This window comes from Amycolatopsis sp. ATCC 39116 (genome assembly GCF_000231075.2).
Taxonomy (GTDB): domain Bacteria; phylum Actinomycetota; class Actinomycetes; order Mycobacteriales; family Pseudonocardiaceae; genus Amycolatopsis_E; species Amycolatopsis_E tucumanensis.
Genome location: NZ_AFWY03000002.1, coordinates 97146 through 112395 on the forward strand (window position 1 = coordinate 97146; position 15250 = coordinate 112395).

Consider the following 15250-nt stretch of genomic DNA (forward strand, 5'->3'; position numbering starts at 1 on the left):
TTCGTGGCTGACACCCTCAAGGAAATCCTGCTCGACTCCAGCAGGCGTCCGGCCGTTGTGACCGACCTGGAGACGCTGGTCGACGAAGAGGTCTCGGACAAGGGCGGCGTGTCCGGCGCCGTCATCAAGACCGGCTTCGCCGCGGTCAAGAAGATCAAGCCGGGCATCATCGGCTCCGCCGTCGACAGCCTGCTCGACGACTTCACCGCCGCGCTCGAGCCGTTCTACGCCGACTTCAAGGGCCAGGGTGGCGGCGACTTCGGCGCCTACCTGTCCAGCCGTGGTGACCAGGCCGCCGACGCGCTGCTGGGCGTGACCGACGCGCGCGCCGCCAAGAGCAGCCGCGACAGCATCAAGAAGGTCTACGAGAAGCTGCGCCCGAACGGCAAGAAGAACGTCGAGGAGGCGCTGCCCCGCCTGGGCAAGCTGATCGACAAGCACGCGGCCGCCGCCTGAGGCAGGCCACGCGCGCGAAGCGGCCGTTTTCCCTTCGGTACCAGTAGGGAAAGCGGCCGTTTTCGCATGTGCGGGCATCCCGCGGACGTCGCCCGCGCAGGCGGAAGCGCCGCTCGGCTCAGAGCCGAGCGGCACCTCCGGTGGAACGTGTCAGTTCTGCTTTTCCGCGGGTGACGGGCTCGGCGCGTGCTGGCCGTTCGCCGTCGACTCCGGGGTGGCCGGCTTCGGCGCGGCGCGCGGCGGCTCGGTGGCCACCGGCGGCTCCTGCTTGCCACGCAGCGCGACCGCGGCGCCCGCCGCGGCCAGGACGCCCAGCACCAGGAAGAGCGGCCACTTGCGGCTCTTCTTCGTGCCCTTGGCGGCCAGCTTCGCCTCCTCCAGCGCGGCCCGGAAGTCCTTCTTCGCCTGCTTGAAGTCCTTCTTGGCCTTGCGCTTCGACTCGCCGGCGGCCTTCGCGGCCTGCACCGCGGCCTTGCGGGCCTTGCGGCCGGGCTTGCGCAGCTCGGCGAGCCGCGCCGCGGCCTCCTTGCGCGCCTGCTTGCTGGCCTTGCTCAGGTCCTTCCGGGCCTGACGGCCCCGCTTGGCGGCTTCCTTGCGCGCCTCCTCGGTGCTCTCGGAAAGCCGTTTCTCGGCCGCATGGGCGGCCTGAGCGGTCACCTCGGCGCCTGCCTTGCCGACCTCGACGGCCCGCTTGCTCAGGCCGAGCAAGCCGGCCTTGACCGACTCACCCACCGAGTCCGCAGCTCGGGTCATGGCCTTTCACCTCGACAATCGTTTCGTCTCACGTTCCATCCCCGTAACCATCCTGCCCGTTTCCGGCCGATCTCGCTGCGGATGGCACGATGAAGCGGTGACCCAGAGCAGTGAATCCCTCGTTGGTGCGAAGGCGACCGCCGTCCTGCACACCAACGCCGGGGACATCCGGATCAACCTTTTCCCTGATCACGCCCCCAAGACGGTGGCCAACTTCGTCGGCCTCGCCGAGGGCACGAAGGAGTACCAGCGCCCGAACGCCAAGGGCGAGAACTCCGGCCCGTTCTACGACGGCGCGATCTTCCACCGCGTCATCTCGGGCTTCATGATCCAGGGCGGCGACCCGACCGGCACCGGCCGCGGCGGCCCCGGCTACCAGTTCGGCGACGAGTTCCACCCCGAACTCCAGTTCGACCGGCCGTACCTGCTGGCGATGGCGAACGCGGGACCGGGCACCAACGGCTCGCAGTTCTTCATCACCGTGGCCAAGACGCCGCACCTGAACTTCAAGCACACGATCTTCGGTGAGGTCGCCGACCAGCAGTCGCGCGACGTCGTGGACTCGATCGCGAACACCGCGACCGGCCCGGCGGACAAGCCGCTGCAGGACGTCGTCATCGAGAAGATCGACATCGAACGCGCAGGCTGAGCCAGGGTAGGTTGGAGGCATCGTGAACATGCCTCCCCACCCGCCTGCCTCGCAGCCGCCCCAGCAGTCGGCCCTGCCCGGTTGCTGGTGGCACCCGTCGCGCCCCACCGGGCTCAGCTGTGTCCGGTGTGGCCGTCCGGCGTGCCCGGACTGCCTGCGTGAGGCCTCGGTCGGCTACCAGTGCATCGACTGCGTGCAGACCGGGCGGCGCGAGCAGAACGTCCAGCGCTACACGCCGCGCACGGTCGCCGGCGCCCAGGTTTCGCACCGGCCGGTGGTCACGCCGATCCTCATCGTGCTCAACGTGCTGGCGTACGTGGTCACGGTGTCGCAGGCGGGCAGCCTGACCCGCAACGACACCGCGCCACTGTTCGGCGACGGGGTGTTGTGGCCGCTGGCGATCGCGGGCGAGGACGAGTGGTGGCGGCTGGTCATGTCCGGCTTCCTGCACTACGGCCCCATCCACCTCGCGGTCAACATGCTCGCCCTGTGGATCCTCGGCCGCGACATGGAGACGCTGCTGGGGCGCGTGCGCTTCACGGTGCTGTACCTGGTGTCGCTGCTGGGCGGCGCGGTGGCGGTGTACCTGTTCGACGGGGTCGACCGGGGCACGGCGGGGGCGTCCGGTGCCATCTACGGGTTGCTGGGCGCGATGCTCGTCGCCGTCATCCGGCTGCGGCTGAACCCGGCGTACGCGATCGGCACGATCGTGCTGAACCTGATCATCACCGTGTCGCTGCCGAACATCTCGTTGCTCGGCCACCTCGGTGGCCTGGTCGTCGGCGCGCTCGTCACGGCGGCGATGGTGTACGCCCCCGCGAAGGGGCGCCAGTACTGGCAGGGCGGCGCGGTGGCGGTGCTGCTGATCGCGTTGCTGGTGCTGGTGTTCGTGCGTGATGCGCAGCTGGCGAGCGTGGTGTGCGGCTACCGTGGTGACGAGCTGAACTGCGGGATCCCCGGCTAGGGCCGCAACGCGGTCAGCGTGTCGAGCACGTCCCGCGGGTCGGCGCCGAGTTCGAGCCAGCCGAAGACGAACAGCTGCTCGCCCGCTTCGATTTCCAGCGTCGCCGAGTCGCGGCCGAGGCGGCGAGTGGTGCGCACGCGCGCGGTCACCTCGGGCCAGTGCAGGTCGTGTTTTCCCGTCGTGGTGCGGATCCGCAGCCCACGCGGATCCGCGGTGAGACGGGGGCGGACGAGCAAACCGTGCAGGGACAACGCGGTCAGCGCGATCGCCGCGACGGCGAAGAACACGGTGCCCATGCGGTCGCTCGCCAGTACCGCCGCGGCCGCCGCGAAAACGGCCGCGGCACAACCGGCTCCGACCAGAACGGGTCGCGGAGCCCAGTGCGGAGACGAGTTATCCACAGTGGTTATCCACACTGGGGAAAAGTCACAGTGCTGTAATTAGTGGTCAAGCGGCTGTTCGGGGCAATCGCTGTGATCTTCCGCTCAGCGCCAGCGCATCGTCATGAGCAGACCGACGATCATCAACGCGAAGCCGACCGCGAAGTTGCCGTTGCCAAGGTCCGCCATGAACGGGATCTTGTCGCCCGCGATGTAGTTCACGACGAGCCAGACCAGGCCGAGCAGCATCAGCCCGAACATCACGATCTTGTAGATCAGGCTGGACGGCCCAGCGGCACGCACCTTGACCGGCGTGCGCCGATCGGCCGGCGGCGTGTAAGCCGTCTTCTTGCGGACCTTGGACTTGGGCATCGGAACCTCGCGGTGTTCGGGTTTGGCCAGGTGGTGCGCATCCACCTCCTACCTCACACGTTAACGTAAGCGTCCCCGAGAGAGGAGCGCGCGTGGCAGTCCTCGACGCCCCGCCACCGCAGAAGTCCGGTGGCGGTTTCGCCAGGACCGTGCGGACGATCGGCGAACTGCTGATCACCGCCGGACTCGTCGTGCTCCTGTTCGTGGTCTACGAGCTCTACGTCACGGACCTGTTCTCCGCGCGCAAGCAGGCCAGCGCGACGGTGGCGCTGGACCAGGACTGGGCGCAGGGCCGCACGCTGCACGCCGACCTGATCGACGGCGAGGCGTTCGCGAAGATGTACATCCCGAGCTTCGGCGCGGACTACCACTTCACGATCCAGGAGGGTACCGACGCGAAGGCGCTCGAAGTCGGGCCGGGGCACTACAAGGGCACCGCGCTGCCGGGCGAGCCGGGGAACTTCGCCGTCGCCGGGCACCGCGTGGGCAAGGGCGCCCCGTTCAACGACCTCGACCTGCTCGCCTCGTGCGACGCGATCGTGATCGAGACCCAGAGCGACTTCTTCGTCTACCGCGTCCTGCCGCACTCCGACGAGCTCGCGAACTGGAACGCGGACAAGGCCGCACGGCCGCAGTGCGCGAACGTCGGCACGCTGCGCACGGACGCGCCGGACGGCGGCCCGTACGGCCGCACCTTCGGCCGGGAGATCGTGCGGCCGGACCAGGGCGAGGTGGTCGCGCCGGTGCCGCACCAGACCGCCGACGTGCTGCCGACGGCCCAGCAGGTCGCCCTGCTCACGCTGACCACCTGCCACCCGCGGTTCTCCGACAAGCAGCGGCTGATCGTGCACGCGGTGCTGACCAACCAGTACCCGAAGACCCCGGGTGCCACCTACGAACAGCTGCTGCAGGCGATCGGAGGCGTGTGATGTACGGCTGGATCTGGCGCAAGCTGCCCGGACCGGTCGCGGTCCGGGCCCTGATCGCGCTCGTGCTGGTGCTCGGCGTGATCGCGTTGCTGCTGTTCGTCGTCTTTCCCTGGCTGGAGCCGATGCTCCCGTTCAACCAGGTGTCGGTGAACTAGCCGCGCGAGACGCGGATCATCTCCTCGCGCTCCACGACCTTCACGCGCTCACGGCCCTGCGGCTCACCCAGGGCGCGTTCGTGCGCGTCCAGCTTGCCCCAGCCTTCCCAGGTGGTGAACGGGACGCCGCGGTCGGCGAGGAACGACGTGATCGCGTCCGGGTCGGCCTGCTCCGGCGCGGTCAGCTGGTCCGCGTCGGCCAGCAGGTTGCGGATCGTCTCGGCCGCGTCGCCCTTGGTGTGGCCGATCAGGCCGACCGGGCCGCGCTTGATCCAGCCGGTCACGTACACGCCCGGCACCTGGTCGCCGTCGATGTCCAGCACCCGGCCGCCCTCGTTCGGGACCGTGCCGCTGTCGTGGTCGAACGGGATCTCCGGCAGCTCGGACGACAGGTAGCCGACCGCGCGGTACACGGCCTGGACGTCCCAGTCGTGGAACTCGCCGGTGCCGCGGACGTTGCCGTCGCCGGTCAGCTCGGTGCGCTCGGTGCGCAGGCCGGTGACCCGGTCGTCGCCGAGGATCTCCGTCGGCGAGTGGAAGAAGTGCAGGTGCAGCCGCTTCGGCCGGTCGCCCTGGTCGCGGATCGCCCACTCCTGGAGCGTCTTGACCACCATGTCGACCTGCTTGGAGGCGCGGATCGCGGCGATCGAGCCGTCGTCGAACTCGATGTCCTCGGGGTAGACGATGACCTCGACGTTCGGCGAGTGGTCCAGCTCGCGCAGCTCGAGCGGGGTGAACTTGGCCTGGGCGGGCCCGCGGCGGCCGAACACGTGCACGTCGGTGACCTTGCTCGACTTCAGGCCCTCGTACACGTTCGGCGGGATGTCGGTGGTCAGCAGCTCGTCCGCGGTCTTCGCGAGCACCCGGGCGACGTCCAGCGCGACGTTGCCGACACCGAGGACGGCGACACTGGTCGCGTCCAGCGGCCAGGTGCGCGGGACGTCCGGGTGGCCGTCGTACCAGGACACGAAGTCCGCGGCGCCGTAGCTGCCGGGCAGGTCGACGCCCGGGATGTTCAGCGCGCGGTCGCTCATCGCGCCGGTGGCGAAGATGACCGCGTCGTAGAACTCGCGCAGGTCGTCCAGCTTGATGTCGGTGCCGTAGTCGACGTTGCCGAGCAGGCGGATGCCGGGCCGGTCGAGCACCTTGTGCAGCGCGGTGACGATGCCCTTGATGCGCGGGTGGTCGGGCGCGACGCCGTACCGGATCAGCCCGAACGGCGCCGGCATGCGTTCGAAGATGTCGATGCTGACGTCGGCGTCGGACTTGTCGAGGATGTCGGCGGCGTAGATGCCGGCGGGGCCGGCGCCCACGATGGCGACGCGAAGAGGACTACGGCTCACCCTTGCCACGGTAAAGATAGGTGACCCTTACTTTCACTGTGATATGAATTGCGGTCCACATCGTGGACGCCGGTACGCTGGGCGGCATGCGCGTATTGGTCGTCGACAACTACGACAGCTTCGTCTACAACCTGGTCCAGTACCTGGCCCAGCTCGGCAACGAATGCACTGTCTGGCGCAACGACGTCGTCGACCTCGACCGCGTGCCGGAGTTCGACGGGGTGCTCGTCTCGCCCGGCCCCGGCACCCCGGAGCGCGCCGGCCAGAGCATCGACGTCGTGCGCAAGTGTGCCGACACTCACACCCCGATGCTCGGCGTCTGCCTCGGCCACCAGGCGATCGGCGTGGCGTGGGGCGCGACGGTGGACCGCGCGCCGGAGCTGCTGCACGGCAAGACCAGCCAGGTGCACCACGAGGGCAGCGGCGTGCTGGCCGGCCTGCCCGACCCGTTCACCGCGACCCGCTACCACTCGCTGACCGTGCTGCCGGAGACGATCCCGGACTCCTTCGAGGTCACCGCGCGCACCGAGTCCGGTGTGGTCATGGGCATGCGGCACCGCGAGCTGCCGGTCGAGGGCGTGCAGTTCCACCCCGAGTCGGTCCTGACGCAGGGCGGGCACCGGATGCTGGCGAACTGGATGGCCACCGCCGGTCACCCGGTCCAGGCGCCGGTGGTCGACGCGCTGGAGCGTGAGGTCGCGGCGTTGCAGAAGGCCGCCGCTGCGTGATCCGGCTGCTGGGGGTCGGCAAGCGCTACGGTGACGCCCCGGTGCTGACCGGGGTCGACCTCGACGTGCGCCCCGGGACCGTGGTCGGCATCGTCGGCGCCAACGGCTCCGGCAAGTCGACACTCCTGCGGATCCTCGCCGGGCTGTCCCGGCCCACGTCCGGCACGGTCACCGGCCGCCCGCGCGTCGGGTACGTGCCCGACCGGTTCCCGGCTTCGACGCGGATGACCGCGCTCGCCTACCTGCGGCACCTCGGCCGGATCTCCGGGGCATCCGAAGTGGACCCGAGGGCGCTGCTGGACCGGCTGGCGCTGGCCGGTGGTCCGCGCGCCCCGTTGCGGCAGCTGTCGAAGGGCAACGCGCAGAAAGTCGGGCTGGCCCAGGCGTTGCTGACCGAACCGGACCTGCTCGTGCTGGACGAACCGTGGTCCGGGCTCGACCCGGACGCGCACGGCGTGCTGGCCGAGATCATCGCCGAAACCAGCGCCCGCGGGGCGAGCGTGGTGTTCACCGAGCACCGCGACGAGCGCGCCCACGCCCACGCGACCGAGGTCTTCCGCCTGACCGACGGCGTGCTGCGGGTGGTGGACCGGGCCGCACGCGTGGTGCTGCGCGGCTCCGGCGCGGTGGACCTGCCCGGGGTGCTCGCCACCCGCCACGACGGCGACCACGTCGAACTGACCGTCGCCGCGGAGAGCGCGGACGAACTGCTGCTCAAGGCGCTGAGCGGCGGCTGGTCGGTGGTGCGGGTCGACACCCCGGAGGCACGCCGGTGATCCGCTACCAGCTCGCGCTGCTCGGGCATTCGCAGCGCTGGCTGCCGCCGTCGCTGGCCTACCTGGTCCTGCTCGCCGTCCTGTACAACGATCCGACGGCGCCGGTTCCGCCGGAGTTCGCCGTCAGCGCGGGCGGTCTCACGGTCGTGGCGTGCTGGCTGACCATCGCGCTGGTGGACGCCGAGGACCCGGTTCAGCGGCTCATCACGCTGGTCCACGCCCGCCGGCTGTCCACTGTGCTCGCCGGGTTCGTGGCCGCGGCCGCGCTCTGCTGCGTGGTGCTCACCGCGGTGTCCCTGGCGTGGGCGGCCCTGGTGCACCACGGTCTGCCCGCCGCCGTCCTGACCGACGGGGTGGTAGCGCACGCGGCCTGCGCGGCGACCGGCATCGCGCTCGGCTTGCCCTGCTCGCGGCTGCTGCTGCCGCGGATCGGCTACACCGTGCTGGCCGCGCTGGCGCTGCTCGGGGTCGTGCTGCTGGTCCGGTGGGTGCCGGTGGTGAACCCGATGCTGCGCTCCCTGACCGGCGCGGGCTCCCACAGCGGCGCGGTGGCGCTCGGCCTGCTCGGTGGCGCGCTGCTGCTGGTGGCGAGTGCCGCGGCCACGGGCTGGCTCGTGCACCGGCGGGCTTGAGTATCGTGCCGGAACACCGGTTTGGGGGTGTTCGTGGCGTCGGTGATGTTGGTTGAGGACGACGAAGCACTGGCGGAGGCGTTTTCGCTCGCGCTCGGCGGGCTCGGGCACGACGTGGTCGTTGCGGAGTCCGGCGAGAGCGCGCTGGCGGAGTTGTTCGACGGCGCACGCGTGGTCGACCTGATCCTGCTGGACGTCATGCTGCCGGACGTCGACGGGTTCGAGGTCTGCCGTCGCATCCGGGCCCGCAGCCTGGTGCCGGTCATCATGCTGACCGCGCGCGGCGACCCGGTGGACGTCATCGTCGGGCTGGAGGGCGGCGCGGACGACTACGTGGTGAAACCCGTCGAACCGCGGGTCGTCGACGCCCGGATCAAGGCGATCCTGCGGCGCGGTGCCGCGCCGTCCACCCCGAAGTTGCAGGTCGGTCACCTCGAGGTGGACACCGACGGCCTGACGGTGCGGGCCGACGGGGCGGAGCTCAACCTCACCGCCACCGAGCTGAAACTGCTCGTCGAGTTCGCCAACCACCCGGGGCAGGTGCTGAGCAGGCAGATGCTGCTCAAACGGGTCTGGGACTACGGCTACGTGGGCGATTCGCGCATGGTCGACGCCGCCGTGGCCCGGCTGCGGGCGAAGATCGAGAAGGATCCCGCGCATCCCGAGCTGATTCGGACCGTACGCGGCCTCGGGTACCGGCTGACCAGGCCATGAGGCCGCACTTCGGTCTGCGCGCACGCATCGCGGCCGCGGTCGTCGTGGTGACGGTGGCAGCGACGGCGGCGATGGCGCTGGCGGCCTACCAGCTCCAGTCGAACGACACCACGCGGCGCTTCCACTCGGCGTCGCGCGCCGACTTCGCGTCGGATCTCGCCCAGGTGCGGTTCGTCGCTCAGAACTTGTCCACCGACCGGGTGATCGACTACATGTCGCGCGAACACGCGGTCGCGTGGAGCGTGTTCGACTACACCGGCGAGCAGGCGGTACTGCACGGCGCCGAGCCGCCGGTGGCGGTGCCGGGATGGCTGCTGTCCGCCGCTCGCGCGGGGGACGAGCCGCTGGGCACCGAGCCCGAGAACTCACCGTTCCTGGTGCTGGCCGGGTCGCCCGTCAAGCACGTTGTGCTCGTCGAGTACTACACCCTGGACGCGCTGCGGGCGGACCTGTCGAAGTTGCGGCGCAACCTCGCCGGTATGGCGTTGCTGGTGACGGTGCTCGGGATCGCGGGCGGGATGGTGGCCGCCAAGCGGATCCAGCGGCCGGTGCGGGCGGTCGCGAACGCCGCGATCCGGCTGGGCGGGGGTGAGCTCGACACGCGCCTGGTCGTTCGGGGAGGCGACGAGCTCGCGGACCTGGCCGGGTCGTTCAACGCCATGGCCGAGCAGGTCGGGCGGTCGATCGCGGAGCTGCGCGCGAAAGAGGAACAGCAGCGCCGTTTCGTCGCCGACGTCGCACACGACCTGCGCACACCGGTGGCGACGGTGGTCGCCGCCGCTGACGGAGTCGACAGCGAGAACCCGGACGCCCGCCGGCGCGCCGCCCGGCTGCTGTCCGTGCAGTCGCGGCGCCTCGCGAACCTCGTCGAGGACCTGCTGGAGATGTCGCGGTTCGACGCGGGTGTGGCCGACTTCCATGCCGGCCCCCTGGACCTGGCCGACCTGTGGGCGGAGGCGATCGACCTGGTCGGTGGCGCTGACGGCACCACCCTTCACACGGTCGGCGACGTGACGGTGTGCGCCGATCCGCGGCGGGTGCACACCATCGCGCGCAACCTCTTGACCAACGCGCTCACCCACGGTGCCGCGCCGATCACCGTCACCATCGACGGAACGCGGCCCGGGGTGGTCACGGCCGAAGTGGCCGACTCCGGTCCGGGTGTTCCCGAGGATCTCCGCGAGCTGGTCTTCGACCGCTTCGCCCGCGGCGACCGGGCGCGCACGGCGACCTCCGGCAGCGGACTCGGACTGGCGATCGCCCAGGAGAACGCCCGCATCCACGGCGGCCGCATCACGGTGTCCGAACAGGACGGTGCGGTGTTCACCGTGGTCTTGCCGCGGGGTCAGTGAAGTCCGAGCGTCGTCTGTCCCGGTGCCAGCGTGTCACCGCACTGTCGCAGGCCCCACGCGTTGATCCGGCTCTCCGTCACCGGGATCGTCTCCCGGGCGTACTCCCGTGCCGCGTCGAGCAGCACCGGGTCGCCGGCCACGTCACGGCGCACGAAGTCGCCGCCGTAGTCGGCCGGGAGCGGGTACTCGTAGAGCGGCACGTAGTCGCGTGCGAGTCGTGGATCGCCGGCGAGTCCGGTGACTCCGCCCCAGTACAAGCGGAAGTGCACGAACGTCGGCTGGACCGTCTCGAACACGTGGTCGCGCAGTCCCGCCATGTCCCCGTCGTGGTAGAAGTCCGCGATCTTCGCGTCCACGAGACCGGCCAGGTCGACCACGTGCAACCGGCTGGTCAAGGCCGTGCCCCCCAGGTCGGGTTCGAGCACCGAGCCCTCCTGCACGCCCAGGATGTCCGCGTACTGGTTGAACATCCGCCCGAACCGGTCTGCGATGAAGCACATCGGCAGTGTCGGCGTCCGGCTGAACTTCTCGCCCGCCTCCGCGAGCACCACACCGGACGGCAGCAGCGTCGCGACGAGCGCGACTGTGATCAGTGCGCGGCCACGCGCTCGCGCGGCTCGGAAGACCTCCACCGTCGTGAGCGCGGCGATCAACGCCAGCAGCGCCCACACGGGTGTGGCGAACCGGAACTGGCCCATCCAGTCCGGTTCGAGCACCGCGTACGCGAGCGACGCGAGACCGAGCGGCACCAGCAACGCGACCATGCCGTCTCGCCACGACGAGGAGCGGGCGAGGGCGAGCCCGATCAGGACGACCAGCACGAGCACGGCCGGCGCCCCGAGGTACTGCACCAGGTCACCGGCGCGGGTCAGCTGCTCGATCTCCGGCACGCCCTGCTTCTTCGCCACGGCGGTGTTCGGCACCATCCGCCCGAACTCGGCGTAACGCCACAGGAGGTACCCGCCGTACGGGACCGCGAACGCCGCGACCGAGACGAGGACGTGCCGGACGCTCGACCACAGCACCGGCCCGCGCAGGTGGATCAGCAACACCAACGGGTAAACCGCCGCGTAGACCGCGCCCTCCGGCCGGGTCAGGGCCGCCGCCGCAGCGAGTACCCCGGCCGCCGCCGCGACCCCCCGCGTCCGCAACCGCCCGGCCAGGACGGCTCGGAAGACCGTCACCGCGAGCGCGACGACCACCAGCGCGTACAGCGAGTTCTCCAGACCGGAGAACGACCAGATCACGAACGACGGCACGGACGCGAGCGCAACCCCGGCGACCAGGGTCACCACCCAAGGCCGACGCCCCACGACCGTCGCCGCCGAGTGGACCGCGGCGAGGATGCCCGCACAGCACACCAGCGCCAGCGCCTTCGGGAACAGGACGTAGTCCGGGATGCCGAGGATCGCGCCCCGGTCGAACAAGCCGAGCAGCTTGCCGATCGCCAGCAGCGCGGTCCACGTGGGATTCGAGTACCCCTCCACGGCTTCCGCGCCGGGCTGCACAACCGGCCCCAGACCTTCCGCGAAACCGCGGGCGTAGCCGAACGTGATGGCGGCGTCGTCGACGATCCAGTTGCCGTACCGCGCGGCTTGTGCCGCGATCAGGGCGGTCCCACCGGCCACTGCCACGACCGCCTGCCATCGCTTGCCGCTCTCGATCGGCTCGCGCGAGGCGAGATCGGGTTCCCGAATCCGGGCAGGGGGTATCGGCGGAGCGGAGACCATGTCCGCACGCTATTCGCGTTGTGTGCCAGTTCTGTCACAGCCACTCGCTGATCGTGTGCCAAACGAAAGGGCCCGCCTCCCTGGGGAAGCGGGCCCTTCGTCACTCGCTGGTTTACGGGAATCCGGGGATCCGCGTCGGCGTGGTCGGCGTCGTGCTGTCGTTGCCGCCGCCACCGCCGCTGTTGTCGGAATCCCCGATCAGCAGCGTGATCGTCTCGTTCTTCTTGATCTGGCTGCCCGCCGTCGGCACGCTGCCGGTGACCTTGCCGTCCATGTCCTCGTCGGACAGCTTGTCGGACTGGTAGTTCACCTGGCCGTCCCAGCCGAGCTGCTGCATCCGCTGCAGCGCCTCGTTCTGGGTCAGGCCACGCAGGTCCGGCATCGAGATCCTCTGCTCCGACCCGTTCGACACCGTCAGGGTCACGGTCGAGCCCTCGCGCTGCTGGCCCGCGTTCGGCTTCTGGTTGAGGACCTGGCCCTCCGGCTGGTCGGAGTCGGCCTCCTGCTTGCTGACCCTGAACCCGAGCGCCTCCAGGCCGGCCTTCGCGACGTCGTACTGCTGGCCGGTGTAGTCGGTGACCTCCACCATGTTCGGCGTCTTGCCGATCTTGATGGACACCGTGCTGCCCTGCGCGATCTGCGTGTTCGCGTTCGGGTTCTGGCTCTGGACCTTGCCGTACTGGTCTTCGTCGTTGACGTCGACCTCCTGGACGTTCGGGTCCAGGAGCAGCCCGACCTGGTTGAGCAGGGCCAGGGCCTCCTCCCGGGTCTTGCCGAGCACGCTCGGCACCGCGACGTTCGCCGGCGCGCGTCCGATGTACAGCGTGATCTTCTGGTCGAGCGCGACGCTCACGCCGGCGGCGGGATCGGTGTTGATCGCCTTGCCGACCGCGTCCGCCGAGCAGGTCTCCACGCCGTTGGGCTGGCGCACGCACGGCTTGTCCGCGAGCACGATGTTGGTGAAACCCTTGTCCCGCAACGTCGCCTCGGCCTGCGCCTGCTGCTGGCCGTTGACCTCGGGGATCATCGCGGTCGCCGGCTTCGACTCGAACGCGCCCGCCAGCCACATGATGAACGCGATCAGCCCGAGGGCGATCAACGTGAAGATCACCGCGGCCGTGACGCGCCTGCGCTTCCGGCGCTTCTCGTCCTCTTCGACCGCGTCGGGGTCGTAGTCGTAGTCGGCCGCGTGACCGGGCGCCCCGCCGATCACCTGCGTCCGCTCGTCGGCGGTCATGACCATCGGCGCCGACGGCCGCTGCCCGGACAGCGTCCGCACCAGGTCGGCGCGCATCTCGGCGGCCGACTGGTACCGGTTGGCCGGGCCCTTGGCCAGCGCCTTCAGCACGATCGCGTCCAGCTCCGGCGACACCGCGGGGTTGACCGCCGACGGCGCCTTCGGGTCCTCCCGCACGTGCTGGTAGGCCACCGCGACCGGCGAGTCACCGGTGAACGGCGGCTCGCCGGTGATCAGCTCGAACAGGACGCAGCCCGCGGCGTAGACGTCACTGCGGGCGTCCACACCTTCGCCGCGCGCCTGCTCCGGCGACAGGTACTGGGCCGTGCCGATCACCGCGGCGGTCTGGGTCATCGCGGCCTGGCCGTCGTGCATCGCGCGGGCGATGCCGAAGTCCATCACCTTGACCGCGCCCTGGTCGGTGATCATCACGTTGGCCGGCTTCACGTCCCGGTGCACGATGCCGTGCCGGTGCGAGAAGTCGAGCGCGGCGCAGACGTCGGCCATGACCTCCATGGCCCGCTTCTGCGACAGCGGCCCCTCGGTCTTGACGATGTCGCGCAGCGTCCGGCCGCGGACGTACTCCATCACGATGTAGGGCAGCGGACCGTACTCGGTCTGCGCCTCACCGGTGTCGTACACGGCGACGATCGCCGGGTGGTTCAGCGCCGCGGCGTTCTGCGCCTCGCGGCGGAACCGCTCCTGGAACTGGGGGTCGCGGGCGAGGTCGGCACGCAGGATCTTCACGGCGACCTCGCGGCCCAGCCGGACGTCCGTGCCGTGGTGGACCTCGGACATGCCGCCGTAACCGAGCGTGTCGCCCAGTTCATAGCGGTTGGACAGCATCCTGGGTGCAGTCATCGGAGAAAGCCGTTCCGTTCCGTCCAAGGTGTGCTCATCATGCCTCGTAGGTCGTCTCTTCGGGGGGAGGGAGTTGCCGCGTGCCGGGAACCATGTCGGTCGTGCCGACCTGACCGCCCGGGACGCGGCCGGTTCCGCTGTCGCCGCCCCAGTCGGGCAGGAGCACCAGCAGAACCACCACGATCCCGGCCACCAGAACGGCCAGCAGCACCCACACGGCGATCGGCACCCGCCGCCGCGGTGGCACCGGCATCGGCAGCACCCCGCTCGGGTGCGGCATACCGGGTGGGCTCACCGGCTGCATCGCCGGCTGCGAAACCGGGCCGACGGCAGCCACCGGGCCGACGACCGGGGCATAAGTCTGCACCAGTCCGGACGGCGTCGGCAGCGCGTGCCCGTTGCGGACCGCGGCGATGGCGGCCGCGAACTCGCCGCCGCTGTTGTAGCGCTGCCGCGGGTCCTTGACCAGGGTCGCCTCGATGACCGCGCGGGCGTGCGGTGGCACGTCCGGCGGCAGCGGCGGCGGCAGGTCGCGGATGTGCATCATCGCGACCGTGACCGCGTTCTCGGACAGGAACGGCCGGTGCCCGGCCAGGCACTCGTAACCGCACACGGCCAGCGAGTACACGTCGCTCGCCGGCTCCGCGTCGTGGCCGAGCGCCTGCTCCGGCGCGATGTAGTGGGCGGTGCCCATGACCATGCCGGACCTGGTCACCGGCGCCGCGTCGGCCGCCTTCGCGATGCCGAAGTCGGTGACCTTCACCGTGCCGTTCGGGGTGACCAGGATGTTGCCCGGCTTGACGTCCCGGTGCACCAGACCGCGTTCGTGCGCGGCCTGCAGCGCGTTGCCAGCCTGCTCGAGGATGTCCAGCGTCCGGTCGGCCGCCAGCCTGCCCTCGCGCATCAGGATCCCGGCCAGCGGCTCGCCGTCGACGTGCTCCATCACGAGGTAGGCGATCGCGTGCTCGCCCGCGACCGTCTCGCCGTAGTCGTGCACGGCCGCGATGCCGGGGTGGTTCAGCGACGCGGTCGTGCGCGCCTCGGTGCGGAAGCGGTGCAGGAACTCCGCGTCCTGGGACAGCTCGGCCTTGAGCACCTTCACCGCGACGATCCGGTCCAACCGGGTGTCGCTGGCCTGCCAGACCTCGCCCATCCCGCCGACGGCGATGCGGTGGACGAGACGGTAGCGATCGGCCAGCAGCTGACCGGTGGACAGCAT

17 protein-coding genes are annotated in these 15250 nt (G+C 70.5%); 10 read left to right on the forward strand and 7 right to left on the reverse strand.

Annotated elements, in window-relative coordinates:
* Nucleotides 1-3: 3 nt before the first annotated feature.
* Nucleotides 4-456, forward strand: coding sequence for a hypothetical protein (locus tag AMY39116_RS0303120; RefSeq protein ID WP_027935584.1), 453 nt, complete (start codon nucleotides 4-6; stop codon nucleotides 454-456).
* 150 nt (nucleotides 457-606) lie between these two features.
* Here the strand turns inward: AMY39116_RS0303120 and AMY39116_RS0303125 are convergent, their stop codons facing one another.
* Nucleotides 607-1209, reverse strand: a complete 603-nt coding sequence (locus AMY39116_RS0303125; protein ID WP_235716044.1) for a hypothetical protein — start codon at nucleotides 1207-1209, stop codon at nucleotides 607-609.
* 97 nt (nucleotides 1210-1306) lie between these two features.
* On the opposite strand from AMY39116_RS0303125, the gene AMY39116_RS0303130 reads away from it, so the two are divergent.
* Complete coding sequence (locus AMY39116_RS0303130) at nucleotides 1307-1858, forward strand: peptidylprolyl isomerase (RefSeq protein ID WP_017985993.1); 552 nt, start codon at nucleotides 1307-1309, stop codon at nucleotides 1856-1858.
* Nucleotides 1859-1886: 28 nt separating this feature from the next.
* Entirely contained in the window at nucleotides 1887-2822 is a 936-nt protein-coding gene (locus tag AMY39116_RS0303135; protein WP_164470586.1) for a rhomboid family intramembrane serine protease, read from the forward strand.
* Here the strand turns inward: AMY39116_RS0303135 and AMY39116_RS0303140 are convergent.
* Together AMY39116_RS0303140 and crgA are read right to left on the reverse strand one after the other, a co-directional pair.
* Nucleotides 2819-3118: a PH domain-containing protein gene (locus AMY39116_RS0303140; protein ID WP_020416257.1), complete on the reverse strand. Its 300-nt coding sequence runs from the start codon at nucleotides 3116-3118 to the stop codon at nucleotides 2819-2821. The two genes, AMY39116_RS0303135 and AMY39116_RS0303140, sit on opposite strands and share 4 nt — an antisense overlap.
* A 189-nt stretch (nucleotides 3119-3307) precedes the next feature.
* Entirely contained in the window at nucleotides 3308-3574 is a 267-nt protein-coding gene (gene crgA / locus AMY39116_RS0303145) for a cell division protein CrgA (protein WP_027935586.1), read from the reverse strand.
* A gap of 92 nt (nucleotides 3575-3666) precedes the next feature.
* Here crgA and AMY39116_RS0303150 point away from each other — a divergent pair, with 92 nt between their 5' ends.
* On the forward strand, nucleotides 3667-4503 hold the full coding sequence (locus AMY39116_RS0303150) for a class E sortase (RefSeq protein ID WP_020416259.1): 837 nt from the start codon (nucleotides 3667-3669) through the stop codon (nucleotides 4501-4503).
* Nucleotides 4503-4658, forward strand: a complete 156-nt coding sequence (locus AMY39116_RS46760; protein WP_020416260.1) for a hypothetical protein — start codon at nucleotides 4503-4505, stop codon at nucleotides 4656-4658. The genes AMY39116_RS0303150 and AMY39116_RS46760 overlap by 1 nt, the downstream gene beginning before the upstream one ends.
* Here the strand turns inward: AMY39116_RS46760 and AMY39116_RS0303160 are convergent.
* A complete protein-coding gene (locus tag AMY39116_RS0303160) occupies nucleotides 4655-5971 on the reverse strand; it encodes an FAD-dependent oxidoreductase (RefSeq protein ID WP_020416261.1) in 1317 nt (438 codons plus the stop codon). The genes AMY39116_RS46760 and AMY39116_RS0303160 overlap by 4 nt on opposite strands.
* Before the next feature lie 116 nt (nucleotides 5972-6087).
* On the opposite strand from AMY39116_RS0303160, the gene AMY39116_RS0303165 reads away from it, so the two are divergent.
* The 5 genes from AMY39116_RS0303165 to AMY39116_RS0303185 are packed head-to-tail and all read left to right on the forward strand — an operon-like array spanning nucleotide 6088 to nucleotide 10203.
* Nucleotides 6088-6729 (forward strand): aminodeoxychorismate/anthranilate synthase component II, encoded by a 642-nt coding sequence (locus tag AMY39116_RS0303165; RefSeq protein WP_027935587.1) that lies wholly within the window; start codon nucleotides 6088-6090, stop codon nucleotides 6727-6729.
* Nucleotides 6726-7505, forward strand: coding sequence for an ABC transporter ATP-binding protein (locus AMY39116_RS0303170; protein WP_020416263.1), 780 nt, complete (start codon nucleotides 6726-6728; stop codon nucleotides 7503-7505). Before AMY39116_RS0303165 ends, AMY39116_RS0303170 begins: the two co-directional genes overlap by 4 nt.
* Nucleotides 7502-8137 (forward strand): hypothetical protein, encoded by a 636-nt coding sequence (locus tag AMY39116_RS0303175; protein WP_020416264.1) that lies wholly within the window; start codon nucleotides 7502-7504, stop codon nucleotides 8135-8137. The genes AMY39116_RS0303170 and AMY39116_RS0303175 overlap by 4 nt, the downstream gene beginning before the upstream one ends.
* A gap of 33 nt (nucleotides 8138-8170) precedes the next feature.
* Nucleotides 8171-8851, forward strand: coding sequence for a response regulator transcription factor (locus AMY39116_RS0303180; protein ID WP_157358391.1), 681 nt, complete (start codon nucleotides 8171-8173; stop codon nucleotides 8849-8851).
* The gene (locus tag AMY39116_RS0303185) at nucleotides 8848-10203 is read left to right on the forward strand and encodes a cell wall metabolism sensor histidine kinase WalK (protein ID WP_020416266.1); all 1356 of its coding nucleotides are present in this window, start codon (nucleotides 8848-8850) and stop codon (nucleotides 10201-10203) included. Before AMY39116_RS0303180 ends, AMY39116_RS0303185 begins: the two co-directional genes overlap by 4 nt.
* On the opposite strand, the gene AMY39116_RS0303190 is transcribed toward AMY39116_RS0303185, so the two are convergent.
* From AMY39116_RS0303190 to AMY39116_RS0303200, 3 genes are all read right to left on the reverse strand, one after another.
* A complete protein-coding gene (locus tag AMY39116_RS0303190; RefSeq protein ID WP_157358393.1) occupies nucleotides 10197-11837 on the reverse strand; it encodes a hypothetical protein in 1641 nt (546 codons plus the stop codon). The two genes, AMY39116_RS0303185 and AMY39116_RS0303190, sit on opposite strands and share 7 nt — an antisense overlap.
* 208 nt (nucleotides 11838-12045) lie before the next feature.
* Entirely contained in the window at nucleotides 12046-14031 is a 1986-nt protein-coding gene (pknB, locus tag AMY39116_RS0303195; protein WP_027935588.1) for a Stk1 family PASTA domain-containing Ser/Thr kinase, read from the reverse strand.
* Between the two features lie 37 nt (nucleotides 14032-14068).
* On the reverse strand, nucleotides 14069-15250 hold the full coding sequence (locus AMY39116_RS0303200) for a serine/threonine-protein kinase (protein WP_020416269.1): 1182 nt from the start codon (nucleotides 15248-15250) through the stop codon (nucleotides 14069-14071).

What these genes read in the sequence shown, in the direction of transcription:
- AMY39116_RS46760 (WP_020416260.1), top strand. Translation starts at nt 4,503, where the DNA reads ATGTACGGCTGGATCTGGCGCAAGCTGCCCGGACCGGTCGCGGTCCGG.
- AMY39116_RS0303200 (WP_020416269.1), bottom strand. Translation starts at nt 15,250, where the DNA reads ATGCTGTCCACCGGTCAGCTGCTGGCCGATCGCTACCGTCTCGTCCAC.
- pknB (WP_027935588.1), bottom strand. Translation starts at nt 14,031, where the DNA reads ATGACTGCACCCAGGATGCTGTCCAACCGCTATGAACTGGGCGACACG.
- AMY39116_RS0303185 (WP_020416266.1), top strand. Translation starts at nt 8,848, where the DNA reads ATGAGGCCGCACTTCGGTCTGCGCGCACGCATCGCGGCCGCGGTCGTC.
- crgA (WP_027935586.1), bottom strand. Translation starts at nt 3,574, where the DNA reads ATGCCCAAGTCCAAGGTCCGCAAGAAGACGGCTTACACGCCGCCGGCC.
- AMY39116_RS0303135 (WP_164470586.1), top strand. Translation starts at nt 1,887, where the DNA reads ATGCCTCCCCACCCGCCTGCCTCGCAGCCGCCCCAGCAGTCGGCCCTG.
- AMY39116_RS0303165 (WP_027935587.1), top strand. Translation starts at nt 6,088, where the DNA reads ATGCGCGTATTGGTCGTCGACAACTACGACAGCTTCGTCTACAACCTG.
- AMY39116_RS0303125 (WP_235716044.1), bottom strand. Translation starts at nt 1,209, where the DNA reads ATGACCCGAGCTGCGGACTCGGTGGGTGAGTCGGTCAAGGCCGGCTTG.
- AMY39116_RS0303140 (WP_020416257.1), bottom strand. Translation starts at nt 3,118, where the DNA reads ATGGGCACCGTGTTCTTCGCCGTCGCGGCGATCGCGCTGACCGCGTTG.